The sequence below is a fragment of the Novosphingobium sp. Chol11 genome, from assembly GCF_900218065.1.
GTDB lineage: Bacteria > Pseudomonadota > Alphaproteobacteria > Sphingomonadales > Sphingomonadaceae > Sphingobium > Sphingobium agri.
In genome coordinates this window covers 81,890-100,177 of sequence record NZ_OBMU01000005.1, presented here as the reverse complement: position 1 = coordinate 100,177, position 18,288 = coordinate 81,890, and the positions used below count along the sequence as shown (strand labels likewise).

Genomic DNA, 18,288 nt, shown 5'->3' with positions numbered 1-18,288 from the left:
GCATCGCACGGCCGAGAATTTTAGGGGTGCCCGTTTTCGGTCGATTCGTGCAGGTCGACGGCGAAAGCGATCCGCAACAGGTCGGGCAGGCTTTGCGCGTTGAGTTTGATCATCAGACTGGCCCGATGCAGCTCGACCGTGCGCGACGTGACGCCGAGTTCATCTGCGATAAGGCTATTTGGATAGCCTCGCGAAATTCCTCTCAGAACGGCCCGTTCGCGCTGCGTCAGTCTCGCGGCTTTCGAAAGAGCGTCGGCCTGTTCGGAGGCACGACGGGCTATACTCTCAAGCCAGCTGAAGCCGCGGTCGATCGCGCCGAGCAATGCGGCCTTCTCGACCGGTTTGGCGAGAAAGTCGGCAGCGCCCGCCTTCATCGCCTGTACGGCGAGCGTAGGATCGCCATTGCCCGTCAGCACCACGACGGGCATGTCGATACCGCGTCGCGTCAGCTCCGCCTGAACCTGCAGGCCGTCCATGTCGGGCATGTGCATGTCGAGAACCACGCAGCCTTTCTCGGCGTCCTCTGCGCTCAACAGAAACTCCGGCCCCGAAGCGTAGGCTTCTACGGCAAACCCTGCGGTCCGCAACGTGAAACTTAGTGCTTTTCGTATTGTCTCTTCGTCATCGACGATATGCACGACGCGCTTGTTCCCCATAGCCCCCGAGATCGATCAATACGCAGTGCCGCGAGGGCAGCGCTTCAAGGGATACTTCTCTGCACGTTGGACTATGGTCCCAGGTCAAGAGTAAAAATTTGGCGAGGCAAAACGGCGAAGGACAGCGAAACTGTGAGGGTTCGGCTACTCCGCTCACACCAATGCCGCGGTCGCTGCGGCTCATTGCCGGGTCTCTGCTCCGGACGATGCATGCGAGTTGCCCGCGCCGCCCTCGGCGCGATCGAGCCATCGCTACGCTTCCATCACATCGTCGACCGGCAGCGGGTTACTGGCGCCCGGCGGGCGAGGGGGGCGGGTTGGCCCTTGACGGCTGCGCGATCGGACGCCCAGGATAGCAGGGTGGCGCGCTTTACTTCGGGCTCAAGCTTCAGGTGCCCAGCAACGTCGAGGGGATCGATGAACGAGCGTGTGTGCGACACGACATATCCTCCTTCCCTGCCGCGATTTTCTCCGAAAGGGAGATCTCAGGAGATTGGTTCGGACTCGTTTAGGGTCAATGGATGAGGACGCGCACAGCGTTTGCCGGGCGTTCATTTCCGTCTTAGAACTGACGCGCAGCACGCCATTCAATCCGGTGGCGAACGGCCTCCGCGATCGCTGGCATGACGTCTATATCATTCGACGCATGTGCAACCGCGTTCGTGCTGACGATCCTTTCGACAAGCCCACCCAGAACCTGCGCTGCATCGCCGGCAAAAAGCGGATGCACGACCACGCAATCCGGTCGCGCGAACCCCATGCCGACCAGTTGGCGCGCCGCCTCGGTGAGGGTCCGACCGGATGAGGCGATATCGTCGACCAGCACCGGCTGGCGATCGAGAAACGCTGGGGCATTCGGAATCGAGATGGTGACGTGACGGTCGCCGGATCGGATTTTCTCGCACACGAGAAACGGAGCATCGGCATCGGCCGCCACCTGCGAGACCCACTGTTCGCTTTCCAGGTCCGGACCGATGATCAGCGGGCGAGCGACATTGCGCTTGATCCACGAGGCCAAAAACGGCGCGGCATGAACAACCTGGGTTGGGATGCGGTAGATTTCCGACAATTCATGGTAGCGATGGAGATGCGGATCGACCGTCACCAGCCAGTCGAGATGGCGAGACAGGATCGCAGCAAAGGTTCGCGACGTCACCGCCTCGCCGGCATGGAAGCGTATGTCCTGGCGCATGTAAGCGAGGTAAGGGGCGACGAGCCCGATCCTGCGAGCGCCAAGATCGCGCGCGGTGTCGGCTGCGAACAGCAGCGGCAACAGCTTGGCGTCCGGATGATCGAGACTGGACAGCAGGATGACCTCGCGGTCGCTGACGTCGTTTCCGACCCTGAGATAGGTTTCCCCGTCAGGAAACTGACGATGCTCGATCGTGCCGACCTCTGCATCGAGCGCGGCGGATAGCGGCTGTGCCAGGGCCTCGCTGCCAGACAGCGCGAACAGCACGGGACGGTTCATAGCGCTTCAATCCCGAAGATCGGCCCGTCGCTCACCGCATAGGCCGCCGCATAGTCGAGCTCGCCCGGGCTCTCGGCATGAATGCTACACAAGGGAGCCCCGGCATCCACCATCTGGTTCAGCCGACACTGCAGCGCGACGCCGGCGGCCTTGGCCATCGGCGCGCCGGCAAGCTTCGCGACCGTCGCGAGCTTGCGATTGTCGATACTCACCAGGCGGCCGCTATAGGGAGCGATCATATCCTGTTGGAACCGGGCGACCGGTGGAGCCCGCATGCCGCCCTGCGCTTCGCAGATACGTTGGAACTTGGCCCAGGCCCGGCCGCTTTCGAGGCACGCCCGCGCACGCGCATAACCTTCGCGGGCCGGGGCTGCGTCCGCGAGCTCAAGCAGTCCTCCCGCCAGCTCGCAGGCCCGGTGGGCGAGATCCTCGGCGCCCGGCTGCCCCTGGAGCACGGCAAGGATATCCTGCGCCTCGAGCGCCGGACCGATGCCCCGTCCGATCGGCTCGGCGCCGGGGCCGCGCATCACGCGCGTGCGAAGCCCGAAGGCTTGGGCGACAGAGCTCAGCGCCCGCTCGAGCGTGTCGGCGGCATCGGCGCCGCGTACCTTGGCGGTCGGCCCGACCGGGATGTCGATGACCAGATGGGTCGCACCGGCCGCGATTTTCTTGGACAGCACCGAGGCGACCATCTGCCCGACGGCATCGATATCGAGCACCCGTTCCACGCCGATGATCACATCGTCGGCAGGGCTGAGGTTGACGGCGCCGCCCCAGGCGATGCAGCCGCCTTCGCGCTCGACCACCTTGCGGATTGCGGAAACGTCGAGGTCGACAGGTGCCAGCACCTCCATCGTGTCCGCCGTGCCGGCCGGTGAGGTGATCGCCCGCGACGATGTCTTGGGCATGATCAGGCCCTCCGCGGCCATGATCGAGACGATGATCGGCGTGGTGCGATTGCCCGGCAAGCCACCGACGCTATGCTTGTCGACGATGACCGTTCCGGGCCACTGCAATCGCTCGCCGACATCGACCATCGCCCTGGTCAGGCTGATCGTTTCGTCCGTATCGAGCGGGACCGCTGAGCAGGCCGTGACGAACGCCGAGAGATGGACATCGCTATAGCGTCGCTCGGCGATGTCGGTGATGATCGCTGAAAAAGCCCCGTCACTGAGACGATTGCCATAGATGCGCCGACGCACTTCGGCGAGCGAGGCGAGAGGCTGGGCGTGCGCGATCTCGACCGGATCGCCATCGCTGACGCCGAGCCGCTGCCATGCGGATTCGGAGAGGCCGATCTCGCCGGGCGCTGGAGTCTCCGCGGAGCTGTGCAGCAGCGAGACGACGATTTCCCGCCCGCCGGCGCGCAGCGCGACCTGCGCGCGGGACGCAAGACCTTCCGAGCGGCAGACGGGACAGTCGTGGCGCATGACCGCGATCAGATCGCTTCCGGCAGCCGACAGGCCGATGCGGCGTGCCCGCAGCGTCGTCGCGACAGGCTCTGCTTCGGCGTCCTCGATGATCCCGGGCTTCACGCGAGCATGCCCCAGCTACCCAGCGCCGGTACGCTGCATGCCCAACCCAGTTCCTCCGAGACACGCTTCGCCAGGACCTGGGCGCCGGTCGGCTCGCCATGGGTGACATAGACGTGGCGCGGGGCCTCGTGCAGCGACCCGAGCCAGCGCATGAGTTCGTCGCTGTCGGCATGCGCCGAGAGCATCGTCAGGTTGGCGACCTCGGCTTCGACCGGGATATACTCGCCGTGGATCTTGATCGTCCGGGCGCCGCCGATCATGGCGGCGCCGCGGGTGCCCGCCGCCTGGAAGCCCGAGAAGAGGATGAGGTTCTTCCCATCCGGCGCGAAGCGCTTGAGATGGTGGAGCACGCGGCCGCCCGTTGCCATTCCACTGGCCGAGATGATGACCTTGGGGGTGGGGTTGGCGGTGAGTTCCTTGGATTCCTCCACTTCGCGCACATAGTGCGCGACGCTGCACGCCGCTTCGCACTCGGCGCGAGCCAGGCGATGCTCGTCCATGAAATCGCACATCAGCCCGCTCGCGTTGATCGCCATCGGGCTGTCGAGGAAGATCGGGATGTCGCGGAGGCGTCCCTGCGCGCGCAGACGCGAGAAATGATAGAGAAGCGACTGAACCCGTCCCACGGCGAAGGCCGGGATCACCACCGTCCCGCCTCTCTCGACGCATCGCTCGACATGATCTCCAAGCGTCTTTGTCGGATCGACCTGCTCGTGGCGCCGATCGCCATAGGTCGATTCCACCAGGACATAGTCGGCGCGCGCGGGCGGCTCGGGATCCTTCATCACCGCATCGCCGTAACGGCCGATATCGCCTGAGAAGAGGATTGTCCGCCCCTTCCAGTCGATCTCGATCGACGCCGCGCCGAGGATGTGGCCGGCGCGATGGTAGCGCACCCTGATGCCGTCCGTGACTGCATGCCACGCTCCGAACTCGATCGGGCGGAAGAGCTGCAATGCCAGACGCGCGTCGGCCTGGGTGTAGAGGGGCAGCGCCGGCTGGTGCCTGGAGAAGCCGTGCTGGTTGGCGAACTCCGCATCCTTTTCCTGCAGATGGCCGCTGTCGGGAAGAAGGAGCTCGCACAGGGCCGCGGTCGCCCGCGTGGCAAGGACGGTCCCGTCCCAGCCCAGGCGCGCCATGCGCGGTAGTGCGCCCGAGTGATCGAGATGGGCGTGGGTCAGCAGCACCTGGCCGACATCCGCGACTTCGGGTGGGATCGATGCCCAATTAAGGCGGCGCAGATCCCTGGGTCCCTGAAACAGGCCGGAATCGACCACGATCTGAGTTTCACCATCGTCCACCAGATAACGCGACCCTGTGACCGTTCCCGATGCGCCGAGAAAGGCAACGCCGAGACCATCGGCCGGGCGCTTGGCCAGATCGATCCTTGCTTCACGCTCGAAGATGGTCACGCGGGAATGGTGCCGTTTCTTTCTCTTTTGCATGGACGCGGGCCTGCCTCTCACGATTATGTTCGTGAGCGCAGCATTGGTTCGCGGACGCCGCACGCCTATACGCAAAATCCGCAGCACGACTGCTGCTCCCCGACAGCTGCGTCGCCCGAACGCCGATGGCCGATCCCATCGATCGCCTTACCCATGCCTGCGCGATGCCCGGGGGACTTCGGTCTCTACTTATACCTTGCTCCTTGGACTCGAGCCTATGCTGCCCGGACGTTGACCAGAAGAGGACGGCATATGGGCGAACATGACCATCGCATGCGCAAGCGCGGCAAGATCGTTCTGATCGGCTTCCTGCTCGTCGCTAGCTTCTTCCTCCTCACCGAGCATACCGCGCACTTCCTGGGTGTGCTGCCCTATCTCATCCTGCTCGCCTGCCCGCTCATGCACCTGTTCATGCACCGCGGCCATGGTGGGCATCAGCATGGCCATGAGCCCGGTCAGGCACCCGCCGGCTTACCGGCCAATCCCAACGGCCGCATCGAAGGAGAGTCGCGATGACGCACGCCGACTATGGCTATGGTCTGTGGGGGCTCGCGCTGGTTAACGCCGCCGTTTTCATCCTCTTTGCGTTCAGCTTCTTCAAGCCGGCAACTAAACGAGACTGGCGCAGTTTGGGGGCGTTCAGCGCTTTCATCATAGCGCTCTTCGCGGAAATGTATGGCTTCCCGCTCACGATCTTCGTGCTTTCGGGGTGGCTCCAGTCGTATTTCCCCGCTGTCGACTGGTGGAGCCACGATGCTGGACATCTCCTGGAGATGATGTTCGGCTGGCGAGTTAATCCCCATTACGGTCCATTCCACATCGCCAGCTTTGTGCTGATCGGCGTGGGTTACTGGCTGATCTCGGTTGCATGGACGGCCCTTCACTTGAGTCAGCGCAAACACCAATTGGCCCTTACTGGGATTTATGCCCGGATCCGGCACCCGCAATATGTCGGCTTCATTCTCGTCATGCTCGGCTTTTTGCTACAATGGCCGACCCTTTTGACCCTTGCTATGTTTCCGGTGCTCGTCGTGATGTATATTCGGCTGGCTCGGCATGAGGAAAAGGAGGCGCTAGCCAACTTCGGCGAGGTTTACCGCGATTATATGGCTCGCGTGCCCGGCTTCATTCCGAATCTGACAATCCATTCGCGTCGAAGAAGGCCATGGCGATCCTTGACGGGAATGGCTGATGTAATTGCCGGCAAGGTCAATGCTGACGTTCTGACTGGCCTTATTATTCGGACATCGTTACCCGACCTCACAGCACACTACTGCAGCAATCCCGGTTCGACTGCGCAATCATCTTGGGAGGGCAAGTTCGCCTTGCACGGGCAGATTCGGTGTGGAGCTGATGCCCGGCACTAGACGCAGAGCATCGCCGATCAAGGTATAGACGGCGTGGCGCTGGCCGCCACGGTTCCGATGGTCGACGCGATAGCCCTGATAATGTCGGCGGAGCAGGCCTGCATTCACCAGTTCGGAAACGGCGCGACTGAGATTACTCTTGCCGGCTGTGCGAATGCGTGCCCGCATTTCCTCCGCGATCACGCCGCGCCTTTTCTCCGGATCGCCGGGGAGCAGTCCGTTTCTAGCGAGGTCGCTCTCGACCCGCTCGGCCAGCGTAATGCTGCGCGGACCACGCTGGGCCATCGGGGTCAATGCGTCGCATAGCCAATCGCGCAGGGAAACGAGCCCATCGTTCCGCCTGACCCAGGGACCGGCGCTTCCATCTGGCCCCGCCACCTGGGCGATCAGGTTGAGCAGCATGAAGGCATAACGGGGCCGGCTCGATACGGTCGCCAGCGTCTCGAGCACGGCCGCGACATCACAGCCAATGGAGGGTTCAAGAGGCTTGCCTGCATGAAACATAACATGATGGAATCAAGCACAAAGCAGGATCAATGTGAATCCCAAATCGGCGGCCACAGACGGGTTGTCAGCTATGACACTTTGCCGGCGGATAAAGTGTCATAGGCGATCCATTCTAATCGTAGATTGTTGCGAATCGTTCTCAACTCATCCTGATAATCATGGCGCTCGCCGCTTAGGTGTGGACGAGCCGTCTCCTCGCGAACGAGCTTCCGTCGCCTATGGCGAACAGGATAAAAGACTGCGGCCGCCTTGATGATCTCACGCGCTTTGCGACGGACTGTCAGCGTGCTGAAACCCTTGGCGATCTGCATGGCACGATCGATGCCGCCGTGCGCGATCTTGGCTTCCGCTGGTTCACGCTGCTTCACAATATCGACCTTCGGCGCGGCGACGAGCAAAGCCTGTTCCTCACAACCTATCCGTCGGCCTGGCTCGAGGAAGTGCTCGAAGAGCGCCATTATCTCGAAGATCCCATCCATGCGGCCTGCGCACGTACGCCCTCTGGACTGGCCTGGGACCGTGTCGGCGACGTGCTGGAGCTCACGCCGCGCCAGCGAGGCATCCTTGACCGCGCCCGGGATCATGACCTTGCATCGGGCTACAGTTTGCCGATCCGGACCCCGGGCGAGCCCGAGGCGATCTTCACTGCGGCCCGATCACGCGACGAGCCGCTGAGTGCAGAAGAGGTTCTGACCGCCCGTCTGCTCGGCTCGGTCGCTTATGATCGGGCGCGCGAGCTGCTTGGCGAAAGGGCAGGGCCATTGGCCTGCGTCCCTCTCAGTCCTCGCCAGGTCGAATGCATCGCGCTCGTCGCGCAAGGCAAAAGCGACTGGGAGATCGGCCAGATCCTCGGCCTCAGCCGCGATACCGTGCACGAATATGTTGAATCGGCCCGCAGGCGTTATGGCGTGCGACGACGCACGCAGCTGATGCTGCGCGCGGTTCGCGATGGTCATCTCAACATGGAAGCGCTGCTCTGATCTCGCCGGCCATATGATGATCGGGCTTGGGCAAGTTCAGGATTTCTGCGCTGTCGCTGGCGCGATCAAGGACGCTACGGCCTTGTCTGACCTGATGGCCGAAATCACGAAGGCCATGGGCTTTCGGCACTATGCCCTGGTCCATCATGTCGACCTGAAGCCTGCGGTTCGCTCGGTCCACATCGTCGACTATCCGCAAGACTGGGTGGAGCGCTTCCAGGCGAGACGCCTCTATGCGAGCGACCCGATCCACCGCGCCAGCCATCGCACCAATGTGGGCTTTGCCTGGTCGGCGGTTCAGTCGATCATCTCTCTGACGGCCGCCGATCGCTCGATCCTGGCAGAAGCCTACGAGGCCGGGCTGGGCGACGGCTTCACCGTTCCGGCCCATATTCCTGGCGAGCTCAATGGATCCTGTTCCTTCGCGATGGCGGCGGGCGAGATGCTCGACCATCGGCAGCTGCCGTTCGTGCAGCTCGTCGGCAGCTTCGCGTTCGAAGCGGCACGCAAGATTTCCCGGATCCACGCGCCGCAATCCGAATGCCCGAGCCTGACCGAAAGGCAGGCCGAATGCGTGGCGCTGGTCGCGCGGGGCAAGACCGATTGGGAGATCAGCCAGATCCTCGGCATCGGCCAGGAAACGGTGATCCAGCATGTGAAGGATGCGCGCGACCGCTATGGCGTCACCAAGCGCACCCTCCTCGCCATTCGCGCCTTGTTCGAAGGGCAAATCAGCTTTGCCGATGTGTTCGGCCGATGATCTCCCCAGAACTGGGGATAACGCAAAAAAGCCGCCTCTGATCGACTGACAGGCCTCACCAAAAGGAGGCTGTCATGCACATCGGGACCGGCTTTTCGCAAGCCATGGAACACCGCCTGTTTCGCTCCATGTTCGAGGAGCGCAAGCGGGTCTTCGTCGATCTTCTTCGCTGGGACGTTCCGGTCATCGCCGGTCGCTACGAGATCGATCAGTTCGACAATGATCGCGCCGTCTACATCGTTGTTACCGGGGACGACGGGGAACACCGGGCCTCCGCACGGCTTCTGCCGACCACGCACGAGCATATTCTCGGCACGATCTTCCCGGATCTTTGCGAGGAAGCGCCGCCGCGCGGCAGTGCTATCCTGGAAATCACCCGCTTTTGCCTTGCGCGAAAATTGCGCGCCCGGGAGCGTCTCGAGCTGCGCAATCAGCTGGTCACCGCGCTCGTCGAATATGCCCTCGCCAACCAGATCCACAGCTTCACCGGGGTCGCCGAGTGGCCGTGGTTCCAGCAGATCCTGGGTTTCGGCTGGACTTGCCGACCATTGGGTCTTCCCACGTCCGAGCAAGGGCGAAGTCTCGTCGCCTTGCAAATCGATGTGGACGACCGAACGCGCGAGCAGCTGCGCGCGAGCGGCATTTTCCGCCCTGTCGGCCTTGCCGATCTTCCCGCCGCAGCATGAGGAGGGCGATCATGGCCACGATCGCACGGCGCGGCGTCTCCGCCGCGACCAAAGCCGACGAAAATCTGCGGCAGCACGGCTTCTGCATCCTGCGGGATGTCGAGTCTCGGTCACGCATCGAGGAGATCAATCGATCCCTCCATCCGCGTTTTGCCGCCACGCCTTTCTGCCAGGGCGGATTCTACGGCCCTCGGACAAAACGCTTCGGTGGCCTGCTGAAGCGCGCGCCGACGGTTGAAAGTCTTGTCCAAAACCCTGCCGTCATGCGCCTCGTCCACGCTATCCTCGAGCCCTGGTGCGACACGGTCCAGCTCAACCTCACGCAAGCGCTCGAGCTGCACCCGGGGGCGCCAGCGCAATTTCCGCACCGGGATCAGGACATGTGGCGCGGTCCGACCGGCGAGCTCGAATATCTCGTCAACGTCATGTGGCCGATTTCGCCGTTCAAGGCCGAAAATGGGGCGACGCTGGTCTGGCCGGGGAGCCACAATGGCGGGCAGGGCGACGACGGCGCGGAGCCGGTCGCCATCGAAGCGGATCCGGGATCGGCGATCATATTCCTGGGATCGACCCTCCATGGCGCCGGCGCGAATCGTTCAAACGCGGTGCGCCGAGGCATCATCGTCAGCTACTGCCTCGGCTGGCTGAAGCCCTATGAGAACCAGTGGCTGACCTATCCGCCCGAGGTGGCCAGCGCATTCTATCCCGAGCTTGCCGCGCTGGTCGGCTACCAGCAGCACCGCCCCAATCTCGGCAATTATGACGGGCAGTGCCCGTCCATCCTGCTCGGCGGCGATCCGCCAGACCATCTCGCCGCAATCGATGCTCTCCGGCCCGACCAGGAAGGCGCTCTGTCCGAATTCCTGCGGCAGCAAACCGATCAACTCCCCCCCCGGCTAGGGGGATTGCCGAAATCGAGCGCGGTCGGAACAAAAGAGAGGTGAAATCCAACGGATAGCTGACGGCATTTCCCGACGCGGGAGCTGTCTCTCGCGGGGGAAGACCCGATGCAACGTGCAATATTCGGCATGGCGATGCTCGCCCTCGCCACAGCCCTTCCAAGCGCACCGGCAGCGGCGAATGACCTGGGCTGCCAGGTTCTCCTGTGTCTTTCCAATCCCGGTGGCGCGACCCAATACGCGCAATGCGTGTCGCCGATGACCAAGCTATGGCAACGCTTGGCCACCGGCGGCGCCTTTCCCGGCTGTAGCGGCGGCGTCGCCCGCACGAAGGTCTATGATCGCGATTCCACAACTCGCCGCCGGGTGGTCATCACGTTCAACGACGGCCGCAGCCAGACCTTCTCGCTGGCCGGCATCGAGCGTTTGAACGGCGGCCGCCGATGATCCTCGATGTCGCCACCCTTCTTTCGCTTGCAGGAGCTTGCGCACCGACGGTGGCGCCTGAGACGCTCATTTCGATCGTCCACACGGAGAGCCGGTTCAACAGTCTCGCAATCGGGGTCAATAGTCCCGGCGTGCGCGCGCCAAAGCCCGCGACCAAGGCGCAGGCAATCGCTGCGGCGCGCAGCCTGATTGGTCGAGGCTACAACATCGATCTCGGCCTGGGACAGATTAACAGCGCCAATCTCGGCTGGCTGGGGCTTTCGGTCGAAAATGCGTTCGAACCCTGCTCCAATTTGGCCGCCGCCGCCCGCGTCATCGCGACCAACTACCAGGCGGTCGCGCGCCTTGCCCCGAGCCGGGATCATGCGATCGCGACCGCCCTTTCGCTGTACAATACCGGCGACCGGCGGCGCGGCTTTCGCAACGGCTATGTCGCCAGGGTCTATGCCAGTGCGTCAGCCGTCATTCCGTTGATCCGGAGTACGGCGCCGGCGACCAGAAACTCGGTCGTTGCCCCAGCGGCTCCGGCCTTCGCTCCGCCACCCGACACCCCTGTTTCGCCACCGGCCGCAGCCGGGTGGAACACAGCGGCGAGGGCGAGCCAGGCCTCGCTCATGGTGTTTGGCGACGGGGCCGCATCTCAGAAAGGACAGCATCCATGACAGCAATCACCGCCCATCAGGGCGGACGGCGCCAATGGGCGCGACTTCTTCTGCGCGTCATCGGCGTGATGGCATTGGCGCTGCTTGTCTCGATGCTGCTGAGCGATCCTGCACACGCGCAGGGGGCTGACGGCATCACGTCGATGGCGGAGAACATCAAGACCTGGCTCACCGGGACTTTCGCCAAGACCATCGCGGTGATCGCGGTCGTGATCGTCGGGTTCATGTTTTTCACCGGGCGCGCCAGCCTCGGCCTTCTGGTGACGGTCATCGTTGGCATCTTCATCGTCTTCAGTGCGCAGTGGATCGTCGACACCATCACGGGTGGCGCGTGAAGGAGAGCGCCGCCCTGGACGAGCGGCTGCGCGAGGAGACGTTGTTTCTGGCGGTCACGCGCCCGACGATGTGGCTCGGCGTGCCGCTCGAAGCCTCGTTGCCGATCGCGCTTGCCGCCTGTCTCACTTTGATCGTCAGCGGCAACCCGCTCTATGCCGGCGCCATCGGAGGCGCCTGTCTCGCCGTCGCACGGCTCATCGTGCGGCACGATGCCAACGCCTTCCGGCTGCTGTGGCTCTGGACCATGACCAAGGCGCGAAGCCGGAACCGCGTCTGGTGGGGCGGCAGTTCCTATTCGCCGCTCCCGGTCGCGGGGCTGAAACGCAAGGGCTTTGCGCGTGGCTAGCGCGGCTGCCCAGCTCCCGCCGCGCAAGACGCCGTGGCGCATATTGCGGCAAGAGGCCGAGCCGGGTCGCTATCTGCCCTATGCGCGCCACGTGACATCGGAGGTGATCGCGCTCGATAGCGGCGACCTCATGATGATGTTCCGCCTTGAAGGGCTTGCGTTCGAGACCGCGGATCCGATCCACCTCAATGACTGGCACGAGAAGCTCAACGGCACCTGGCGCAACATTGCCGACGATCGGCTCGCGCTCTGGACCCACATCGTTCGCCGCCCGGTCGATGACTATCCCGAAGGCCAATTCCGCTCGGACTTCGCGGCCGATCTGGACGAAAAATATCGCGCGCGGGTGACTGCCAAGCGCATGTTCGTCAACGAGCATTATCTGACGCTGATCATGCGACCGGCGGTCGGCTCGGCCGATCGGACCGGGCTTCTCCTCAAGCGCATCGCCAAAGCCAGGGCGGCCGATGAGGAGGTCGACCCCGACGAACTGGCCCGCTTCGAGGAGAAGGCGCGCGATATCGAAAAGCTCCTCCGGCGGTGCAGCCCCGCGCGGCTCGGCCTCTATGAGCAAAATGGCCTCCTATTCTCCAGGCCGCTCGAAGTGCTCGAGCAGGTCATGATGGGCGCAAAGGCCAAGGTGCCGCTGGTCCGAGGCCATCTTGGATCCGCACTCTACGGCGAGCGGGTGATCTTCGGACGCGAGACGGTCGAGATCCGCGCCCATGATGCGAGCCGCTGGCTGGGCATTTTCGGCATCCGGGAATATCCCGCGCTCACCCGTCCCGGTCAGATGAACGCTCTGCTCGGCCAGGATTTCTCGTTCGTCGTGTCGCAATCCTTCACCTTCATGGGGAAGGCGCGCGCGGCCGAAAGGCTGCGGCGCCGGCAGAACCAGATGGCTTCGACCGAGGACGCGGCAGCAAGCCAGGCGCTCGACCTTGAAGACGCCGCCGACGATCTTCAAAGCAATCGGTTCGTCCTTGGCGAACATCACTTCTCGCTTGGGGTGTTTGCCGAGAGCCAGAGGCGACTCGCCGATAATCTGTCGGCCGCGCGGGCCGCGCTCGCGGATGCTGGCCTGGTATCAGCGAGGGAAGGGCCGGCGCTCGAGGCGGCCTTCTGGGCTCAGCTTCCCGGAAATTTCGCGTGGCGGGCGCGGCCGGCGGCAATCACATCGCGGAATTTCGCCGCATTGGCGCCTTTTCATACCTATCCCGCGGGCCGGCCGAGCGGAAATCATTGGGGTCCGGCGATCGCGCTGATGAAAACGGCCGCGCAATCGCCCTACTATTTCAACTTCCATGTCGGGGATCTCGGCCACACGCTCATCATCGGTCCCTCGGGCGCGGGCAAAACGGTCGTTCAGAACTTCCTGATGGCGCAGCTCGAGAAGACGGGCGCGCAGCAGATCTTCATCGACAAGGATCGCGGCGCCGAGATCTACGTGCGGTCTGCTGGCGGGATCTATCTGACGCTGAAGAACGGGGAGCCAACCGGCTTCGCGCCGCTGCGGGCGCTCGAATATGGGCCGCGCAACCTCGTCTTTCTCGGTCGTCTGATCCGGCAGCTGGTGACGCCGCCCGGCAGCACGCTGGGCGTCACCCAGGAGCGCATGATCGACGAAGGCTTGGCGTCGCTCGGGCGGCTCGCGCCGGAGAACCGATCCATTCTGGCCCTGCGCCAGCTGCTCGGCCAGCGCGATCCGGAAGGCATCGGCGCTCGGCTTGAGAAATGGTCGCGAGGCGGATCGCTGGGTTGGGTGTTCGACAACGAGATCGATGCTTTGTCGCTCGATGCGCCGTTCCTCGGCTTCGACATGACCGACTTCCTCGACAATCCGGAAGTTCGCACGCCGATCATGATGTACATGTTCCATCGCATCGACGGCCTTCTGGATGGCCGCCGACTGGTGATCGACATCGATGAGTTCTGGAAGGCGCTGGGCGATGACGCTTTCCGCGCCTTTGCCCAGGATGGCCTGAAGACCTACCGCAAGCAGAACGCCTTCCTGGTTTTCGGCACGCAGAGCCCGGCCGATGCGCTGCGCTCGGATATCTCGCACAGTATCATAGAGCAGGTCGCGACCAAGATCCTGCTGCCAAACCCCTATGGGCGTGAAACGGATTATATCGACGGGCTGGGCCTGACCCAGGCGGAATTCAAGCTCGTCCGTCACGACCTGAACCCGGAATCTCGCCGCTTCCTCATCAAGCAGGGTCATGACTCGATCGTGGTGGAACTGGACCTGGGCGGCCTCTCCGACGAGCTCGCGGTGCTCTCGGGCACCACGGAAACCGTGACACTCCTCGATGCCATTCGCGCTGATGTCGGCGACGACCCGGCGAAATGGCTGCCTCTTTTTCACCAGCAGCGTCGGTCTGCATCGATCAGGAAAGGATGAGCTATGGGTAAGGGCATATACGCAGCACTTGGCGCCATCGCCCTTGGAATGGCGGGGCCTGCAGTCGCGCAAGGTATCCCCGTCTACGACAGCTCCGGCTATCTGCAGGCGCTGGCCACGGTGAAGAACACCCTGTCGATGATCGATCAGGGGAAGGAGCAGATCGCAGAAGCGAAGCAGCTCTATGGCAGCTTCAACCAGGTCACCGACGTCAACGGCATCGCATCATCTCTTTCCACCGATGCCATGCGCCACCTTCTGCCGCGGGAGGCCCGTGACATCAGCCGGCTGATGTCGTCGGACAATGCCAGCCTGGGCTCGCTCGGGAGCTCCGCGACCCGTATCCGGGACGCCAACCGTATCGCTTTGCCGGAATTGCGACCAGGTGCGTCGGCGTATGAGCGCGCTTCCCGCGACAACCTCTTGCGGAACGGCGACCTCGCAGCGCGCGATGCCGCGATCGCGGAGGCGGCCTATGGCGTGTCGGCCCAGCGTACCGCCGGGCTCGAAGAACTGAGAACCTCGCTGGATACGGCTTCGGACGCCAAGCAGGTCATGGATATCCAGGCGAGGGTAGGGGTCGAGAATGCCCATATCCAGAACGACGCCTTGCAATTGCAGGCGCTGCGAATGCGGCAAGAAGCAGACGTCCAGTTGCGATCACAGCGCGAAAGCGAAGCGATACTGGCGACGAAGCTAGAAAGCTTGTCGCAATGACCGCGAGAGCTTTGCTGCTTGGGTTTGCCGCAGCGGGAATGCTCGCAGGATGCGAGCGGGCACCGCGCGGGAAGGACTATCTAACCTCTCACCCGGAAGAGCTCAGAGGACTCGTCAAGGCCTGTGCCGACGGATCACATCCCAACGAACAGGAGTGTTCCAACGCTGAAAGCCTCCGGATTCTCGACAACAAGATGCGGTCGCTTTCGAAATAATCCAGCGCCTTGGAGCTTCGCATGGCCACGGACATGTTCAATTCACTTTACGCGAACGTTGATGGGAAGCTTGATCTTTTCCTCAACGAGCGTCTCCAAAACGTCGTAGAGGTTGTCCGTGGTCCGCTCGCTGTCGGGCTGGTTATCTACATCGCCCTGTTCGGCTACATGGTGATGCGGGGCATCATCAGCGAACCATGGGGTGAGCTATTCTATCGGATGGTGAAGCTCTGTCTGCTGTATGTTGCTGCGACGACGGTCGCCTATTCCGATTGGATCACGACGCCGCTCTTCCACGGAATGCCCGATGCGATCTCCCAAGCTCTCGCCGGTAAGACGATCGACACAGTAGGAGAGGCCTTCGACGACTATTACACTCAAAGTGATGCTATAGTTGCACGGATAGAGACTGAAGCCGCAACGTACAGCGACATTAACCCATATAAACTGGTCCTCTATGCGCTGAGCCTGGGGCTGAAGGCATTAGCTGGGCTCTCGGCAGCGGTTGGATTTGCTATTACTATATTTGCCAAAGTTGCGTTGGCGATCATTATCGCACTTGGCCCCATCTTCATCGCTCTAGCTCTCTTCGAGCCAACGAGGCGTTTTTTCCACGGCTGGCTGGGGCAAGTATTCAACTATATCGTTCTCCTTGCTGTAATCATAGCCATCACGACCCTGATCACAGACCTCGGAGCGGCTGCAACAGCAGCATCTGAAGGCGTCGTGGATACGGCTTTCGGTGCTGTCCTGTTTGCAGCGTACATATTTTTGGGCACGATCTTCTTCTTCCAGGCTCCAGCCATTGCAACGGGAATAGCCGGGGGAGCCGCTGCCGGCGTGGGTGCCTTCGCCGGAACGGCCTGGGGCACGATGGCATCTCCCTTCCGACAGCGTCGCGTCATGCGCAACAGCCGCAACTTGGAGCGCGCCGCTCACCGCGGCGGCACCATCGAAGCGGCGTAGCGAGGCATCTCATGGCTTTTTCTTCACCAATATTCGCGCCTAGCTTCCGCCGTAGCGTCACCTGCCTGGGCGTTGTTCTGGCTGCGCTCGGCGTCGTCGGCTGTGCATCCGGTCCAAAGAAGCTCGCGGTTTGCAATGGCCATCACCTGCGCGACGTGAACATCTATGGAAGCGTCTTACCGGGCTCACCTGTGCCTGCGACCACGGCGCCGAGAGCTGCGCCGCCCATACCGCCGCTATCGCATCCAAGAGACGGCGATCCACCCCCACCGCCCGCCGTGCCTTCCGCGTCATCTTCCGGAGACAAAGTATCGTTCGCACCAAGGGGACCGCATTATGCGAGCTGCTGATGACCGCTCGGAGGCGGTGCCGGCATCGGGGCTGCAGCGCTATTTCCGGGACGCACGAAGCTGGGATCAGGACAGGATCCGGAACGCGCTGCGCTCGACCCGCATCGCTTGGAGCATCGCGGCCATCGCCTCACTCCTGGCCGCGGCCTCGATCTTCGCAGTTGCGGCTCTGACGCCTCTCAAGACTGTCGTGCCCTATGTTATTCGCGTCAACCAGACCACCGGCGCGGTGGATGTCCAGACCGCGCTCACGCAGCGGCCGATGCGCTACGATGAGGCGGTCACCAAATACTTCCTCGCCCAGTATGTGAGAACCCGCGAAAGCTGGATCCCGGCAGCGGCCGAAGAAAATTTTCGGTTCGTGACGATCCTCTCGCAGCCGACCGAACAGCAGCGCTGGGCGCGCTTCTACAGTAGCAACAATGGTGCCAGTCCCCAAAATGTCTGGGGCAAGAACGCAGTTGTGCAGGCGCGCGTGCGCAACATCGCCTTCATCAACGATCGCGTCGCCAATGTCCGGTTCACGCGGACAGTCCAGACCGAGACCGACATCCAGAACAGCGATTGGATCGCCACGATCACGTTCGCCTACGCCAACGCGCCCATGGCGGAAGGCGATCGCTACCGGAACCCGCTGGGATTCCAGGTCGAAAACTATCGTGCCGATCCGGAGGTGATCCGATGAGGGCGCTCTCCGCCGCCATCATTTGCGCGCTGGTGCCTGTAACGGCGGCGCACGCGGTCGAAGTTCCGCGAGGTGGTCCGTCCGACCCGCGCGTCAAGTTCGTCGAATATGAAGAGACCGAGGTCTATCGGATCGTCGGCACGTTCCGGACCGCAACACAGATTGTCCTGAGCGACGATGAGACGATCCAGCACGTCGCGCTGGGCGACACCGTATCTTGGGAGGTCGCCGTCGCCGGGCACATCCTGTTCCTCAAGCCGCGTGAGCGTGCCGGACCGACCAATCTCATCGTCACCACGTCGCGCGGAGGCGAATTGCGCAGCTATGCGTTCGAGTTGACCGCTCGCAGCGGTCCGATCACGGGCCGCAACGGCCAAGCCTATTTTCAGGTGCGGTTCCGATATCCCAGGGACGATGCAGACCGCGCCGCGCGTCTCAGGGCCGCGCAGATTGCCATGCAGGCGGCTGCCCTGGAGAGCCGGGCCGTTCGCGGCGCTCTCGATCATGGGGTCGTCGAAGGGCCTCGCAACATGAACTACAAGGTGCAGGGCTCCAGCGAGCTTCAGCCGTCGGAGGTCTCCGATAACGGGCAGTTCACGGTGTTGCGTTTCCCAGCGAACCGCGAGGTGCCGGCTATATATCTGGTGCGACCAGACGGGTCTGAGACGCTGGTTCCCTTCGACGTCCGTGACGAATTCGTCGTCGTCCATCTGGTGGCGCGTCAGCTGCGCCTTCGGCGGGGCGGCGAGGTGCTGTGCATCTATAATCAGGCGCCAGAACCCTATGGGGTCGATCATGGGACGAACACCGGGTCGCCCCATGTCGAGCGCACCATCACACATCCGCAGGAATGA

22 protein-coding genes are annotated in these 18,288 nt (G+C 63.0%); 16 read left to right on the top strand and 6 right to left on the bottom strand.

Going from position 1 to position 18,288, the window contains the following annotated elements; genetic code table 11:
• Window positions 1-20: 20 nt before the first annotated feature.
• The 5 genes from NCHOL11_RS17530 to NCHOL11_RS17510 form a co-directional block, all read right to left on the bottom strand.
• Window positions 21-656, bottom strand: coding sequence for a response regulator transcription factor (locus tag NCHOL11_RS17530; RefSeq protein WP_007683376.1), 636 nt, complete (start codon window positions 654-656; stop codon window positions 21-23).
• Window positions 657-919: 263 nt separating this feature from the next.
• Window positions 920-1,096 carry a hypothetical protein gene (locus NCHOL11_RS17525; protein WP_313443268.1) on the bottom strand — a complete coding sequence of 59 codons (177 nt, stop codon included), beginning with the start codon at window positions 1,094-1,096 and terminating at the stop codon, window positions 920-922.
• Window positions 1,097-1,218: 122 nt separating this feature from the next.
• Window positions 1,219-2,127 carry a ribose-phosphate pyrophosphokinase gene (locus NCHOL11_RS17520; protein WP_009823969.1) on the bottom strand — a complete coding sequence of 303 codons (909 nt, stop codon included), beginning with the start codon at window positions 2,125-2,127 and terminating at the stop codon, window positions 1,219-1,221.
• Entirely contained in the window at window positions 2,124-3,662 is a 1,539-nt protein-coding gene (locus NCHOL11_RS17515; protein ID WP_007683378.1) for a thymidine phosphorylase family protein, read from the bottom strand. The genes NCHOL11_RS17520 and NCHOL11_RS17515 overlap by 4 nt, the downstream gene beginning before the upstream one ends.
• A complete protein-coding gene (locus NCHOL11_RS17510; RefSeq protein WP_013849921.1) occupies window positions 3,659-5,107 on the bottom strand; it encodes an MBL fold/beta-CASP domain-containing RNA metallo-hydrolase in 1,449 nt (482 codons plus the stop codon). Before NCHOL11_RS17510 ends, NCHOL11_RS17515 begins: the two co-directional genes overlap by 4 nt.
• A gap of 252 nt (window positions 5,108-5,359) precedes the next feature.
• Between NCHOL11_RS17510 and NCHOL11_RS17505 the strand changes: the two genes are divergently transcribed.
• Complete coding sequence (locus NCHOL11_RS17505) at window positions 5,360-5,623, top strand: DUF2933 domain-containing protein (protein WP_007683380.1); 264 nt, start codon at window positions 5,360-5,362, stop codon at window positions 5,621-5,623.
• Window positions 5,620-6,474, top strand: coding sequence for a methyltransferase family protein (locus tag NCHOL11_RS17500; protein ID WP_007683381.1), 855 nt, complete (start codon window positions 5,620-5,622; stop codon window positions 6,472-6,474). The genes NCHOL11_RS17505 and NCHOL11_RS17500 overlap by 4 nt, the downstream gene beginning before the upstream one ends.
• On the opposite strand, the gene NCHOL11_RS17495 is transcribed toward NCHOL11_RS17500, so the two are convergent.
• Window positions 6,409-6,978, bottom strand: a complete 570-nt coding sequence (locus NCHOL11_RS17495) for a hypothetical protein (RefSeq protein ID WP_013039076.1) — start codon at window positions 6,976-6,978, stop codon at window positions 6,409-6,411. The genes NCHOL11_RS17500 and NCHOL11_RS17495 overlap by 66 nt on opposite strands.
• Before the next feature lie 221 nt (window positions 6,979-7,199).
• Here NCHOL11_RS17495 and NCHOL11_RS17490 point away from each other — a divergent pair, with 221 nt between their 5' ends.
• The 14 genes from NCHOL11_RS17490 (at window position 7,200) to virB9 (ending at window position 18,288) form a co-directional block, all read left to right on the top strand.
• The gene (locus NCHOL11_RS17490; RefSeq protein ID WP_097093806.1) at window positions 7,200-7,961 is read left to right on the top strand and encodes a LuxR family transcriptional regulator; all 762 of its coding nucleotides are present in this window, start codon (window positions 7,200-7,202) and stop codon (window positions 7,959-7,961) included.
• A 13-nt stretch (window positions 7,962-7,974) separates the two neighbouring features.
• Window positions 7,975-8,721, top strand: coding sequence for a LuxR family transcriptional regulator (locus tag NCHOL11_RS17485; RefSeq protein ID WP_007683385.1), 747 nt, complete (start codon window positions 7,975-7,977; stop codon window positions 8,719-8,721).
• A 74-nt stretch (window positions 8,722-8,795) separates the two neighbouring features.
• Entirely contained in the window at window positions 8,796-9,407 is a 612-nt protein-coding gene (locus NCHOL11_RS17480; RefSeq protein WP_007683387.1) for an acyl-homoserine-lactone synthase, read from the top strand.
• An 11-nt stretch (window positions 9,408-9,418) separates the two neighbouring features.
• Window positions 9,419-10,351 carry a phytanoyl-CoA dioxygenase family protein gene (locus NCHOL11_RS17475; protein WP_007683389.1) on the top strand — a complete coding sequence of 311 codons (933 nt, stop codon included), beginning with the start codon at window positions 9,419-9,421 and terminating at the stop codon, window positions 10,349-10,351.
• 63 nt (window positions 10,352-10,414) lie between these two features.
• Window positions 10,415-10,753 (top strand): hypothetical protein, encoded by a 339-nt coding sequence (locus tag NCHOL11_RS17470; protein WP_097093805.1) that lies wholly within the window; start codon window positions 10,415-10,417, stop codon window positions 10,751-10,753.
• A complete protein-coding gene (locus NCHOL11_RS17465; protein WP_056383899.1) occupies window positions 10,750-11,415 on the top strand; it encodes a lytic transglycosylase domain-containing protein in 666 nt (221 codons plus the stop codon). Before NCHOL11_RS17470 ends, NCHOL11_RS17465 begins: the two co-directional genes overlap by 4 nt.
• The gene (locus tag NCHOL11_RS17460; protein ID WP_009823963.1) at window positions 11,412-11,750 is read left to right on the top strand and encodes a TrbC/VirB2 family protein; all 339 of its coding nucleotides are present in this window, start codon (window positions 11,412-11,414) and stop codon (window positions 11,748-11,750) included. Before NCHOL11_RS17465 ends, NCHOL11_RS17460 begins: the two co-directional genes overlap by 4 nt.
• On the top strand, window positions 11,747-12,097 hold the full coding sequence (locus NCHOL11_RS17455) for a type IV secretion system protein VirB3 (RefSeq protein ID WP_009823962.1): 351 nt from the start codon (window positions 11,747-11,749) through the stop codon (window positions 12,095-12,097). The genes NCHOL11_RS17460 and NCHOL11_RS17455 overlap by 4 nt, the downstream gene beginning before the upstream one ends.
• A complete protein-coding gene (locus NCHOL11_RS17450) occupies window positions 12,090-14,501 on the top strand; it encodes a VirB4 family type IV secretion/conjugal transfer ATPase (protein ID WP_009823961.1) in 2,412 nt (803 codons plus the stop codon). Before NCHOL11_RS17455 ends, NCHOL11_RS17450 begins: the two co-directional genes overlap by 8 nt.
• A gap of 3 nt (window positions 14,502-14,504) precedes the next feature.
• A complete protein-coding gene (locus tag NCHOL11_RS17445; protein WP_007683402.1) occupies window positions 14,505-15,218 on the top strand; it encodes a type IV secretion system protein in 714 nt (237 codons plus the stop codon).
• The gene (locus NCHOL11_RS18855) at window positions 15,215-15,433 is read left to right on the top strand and encodes an EexN family lipoprotein (RefSeq protein WP_150132838.1); all 219 of its coding nucleotides are present in this window, start codon (window positions 15,215-15,217) and stop codon (window positions 15,431-15,433) included. Before NCHOL11_RS17445 ends, NCHOL11_RS18855 begins: the two co-directional genes overlap by 4 nt.
• 21 nt (window positions 15,434-15,454) lie before the next feature.
• On the top strand, window positions 15,455-16,399 hold the full coding sequence (locus tag NCHOL11_RS17440) for a type IV secretion system protein (RefSeq protein WP_007683405.1): 945 nt from the start codon (window positions 15,455-15,457) through the stop codon (window positions 16,397-16,399).
• Between the two features lie 336 nt (window positions 16,400-16,735).
• On the top strand, window positions 16,736-17,434 hold the full coding sequence (locus tag NCHOL11_RS17430) for a virB8 family protein (protein WP_007683408.1): 699 nt from the start codon (window positions 16,736-16,738) through the stop codon (window positions 17,432-17,434).
• Window positions 17,431-18,288: a P-type conjugative transfer protein VirB9 gene (gene virB9, locus NCHOL11_RS17425; RefSeq protein WP_007683410.1), complete on the top strand. Its 858-nt coding sequence runs from the start codon at window positions 17,431-17,433 to the stop codon at window positions 18,286-18,288. Before NCHOL11_RS17430 ends, virB9 begins: the two co-directional genes overlap by 4 nt.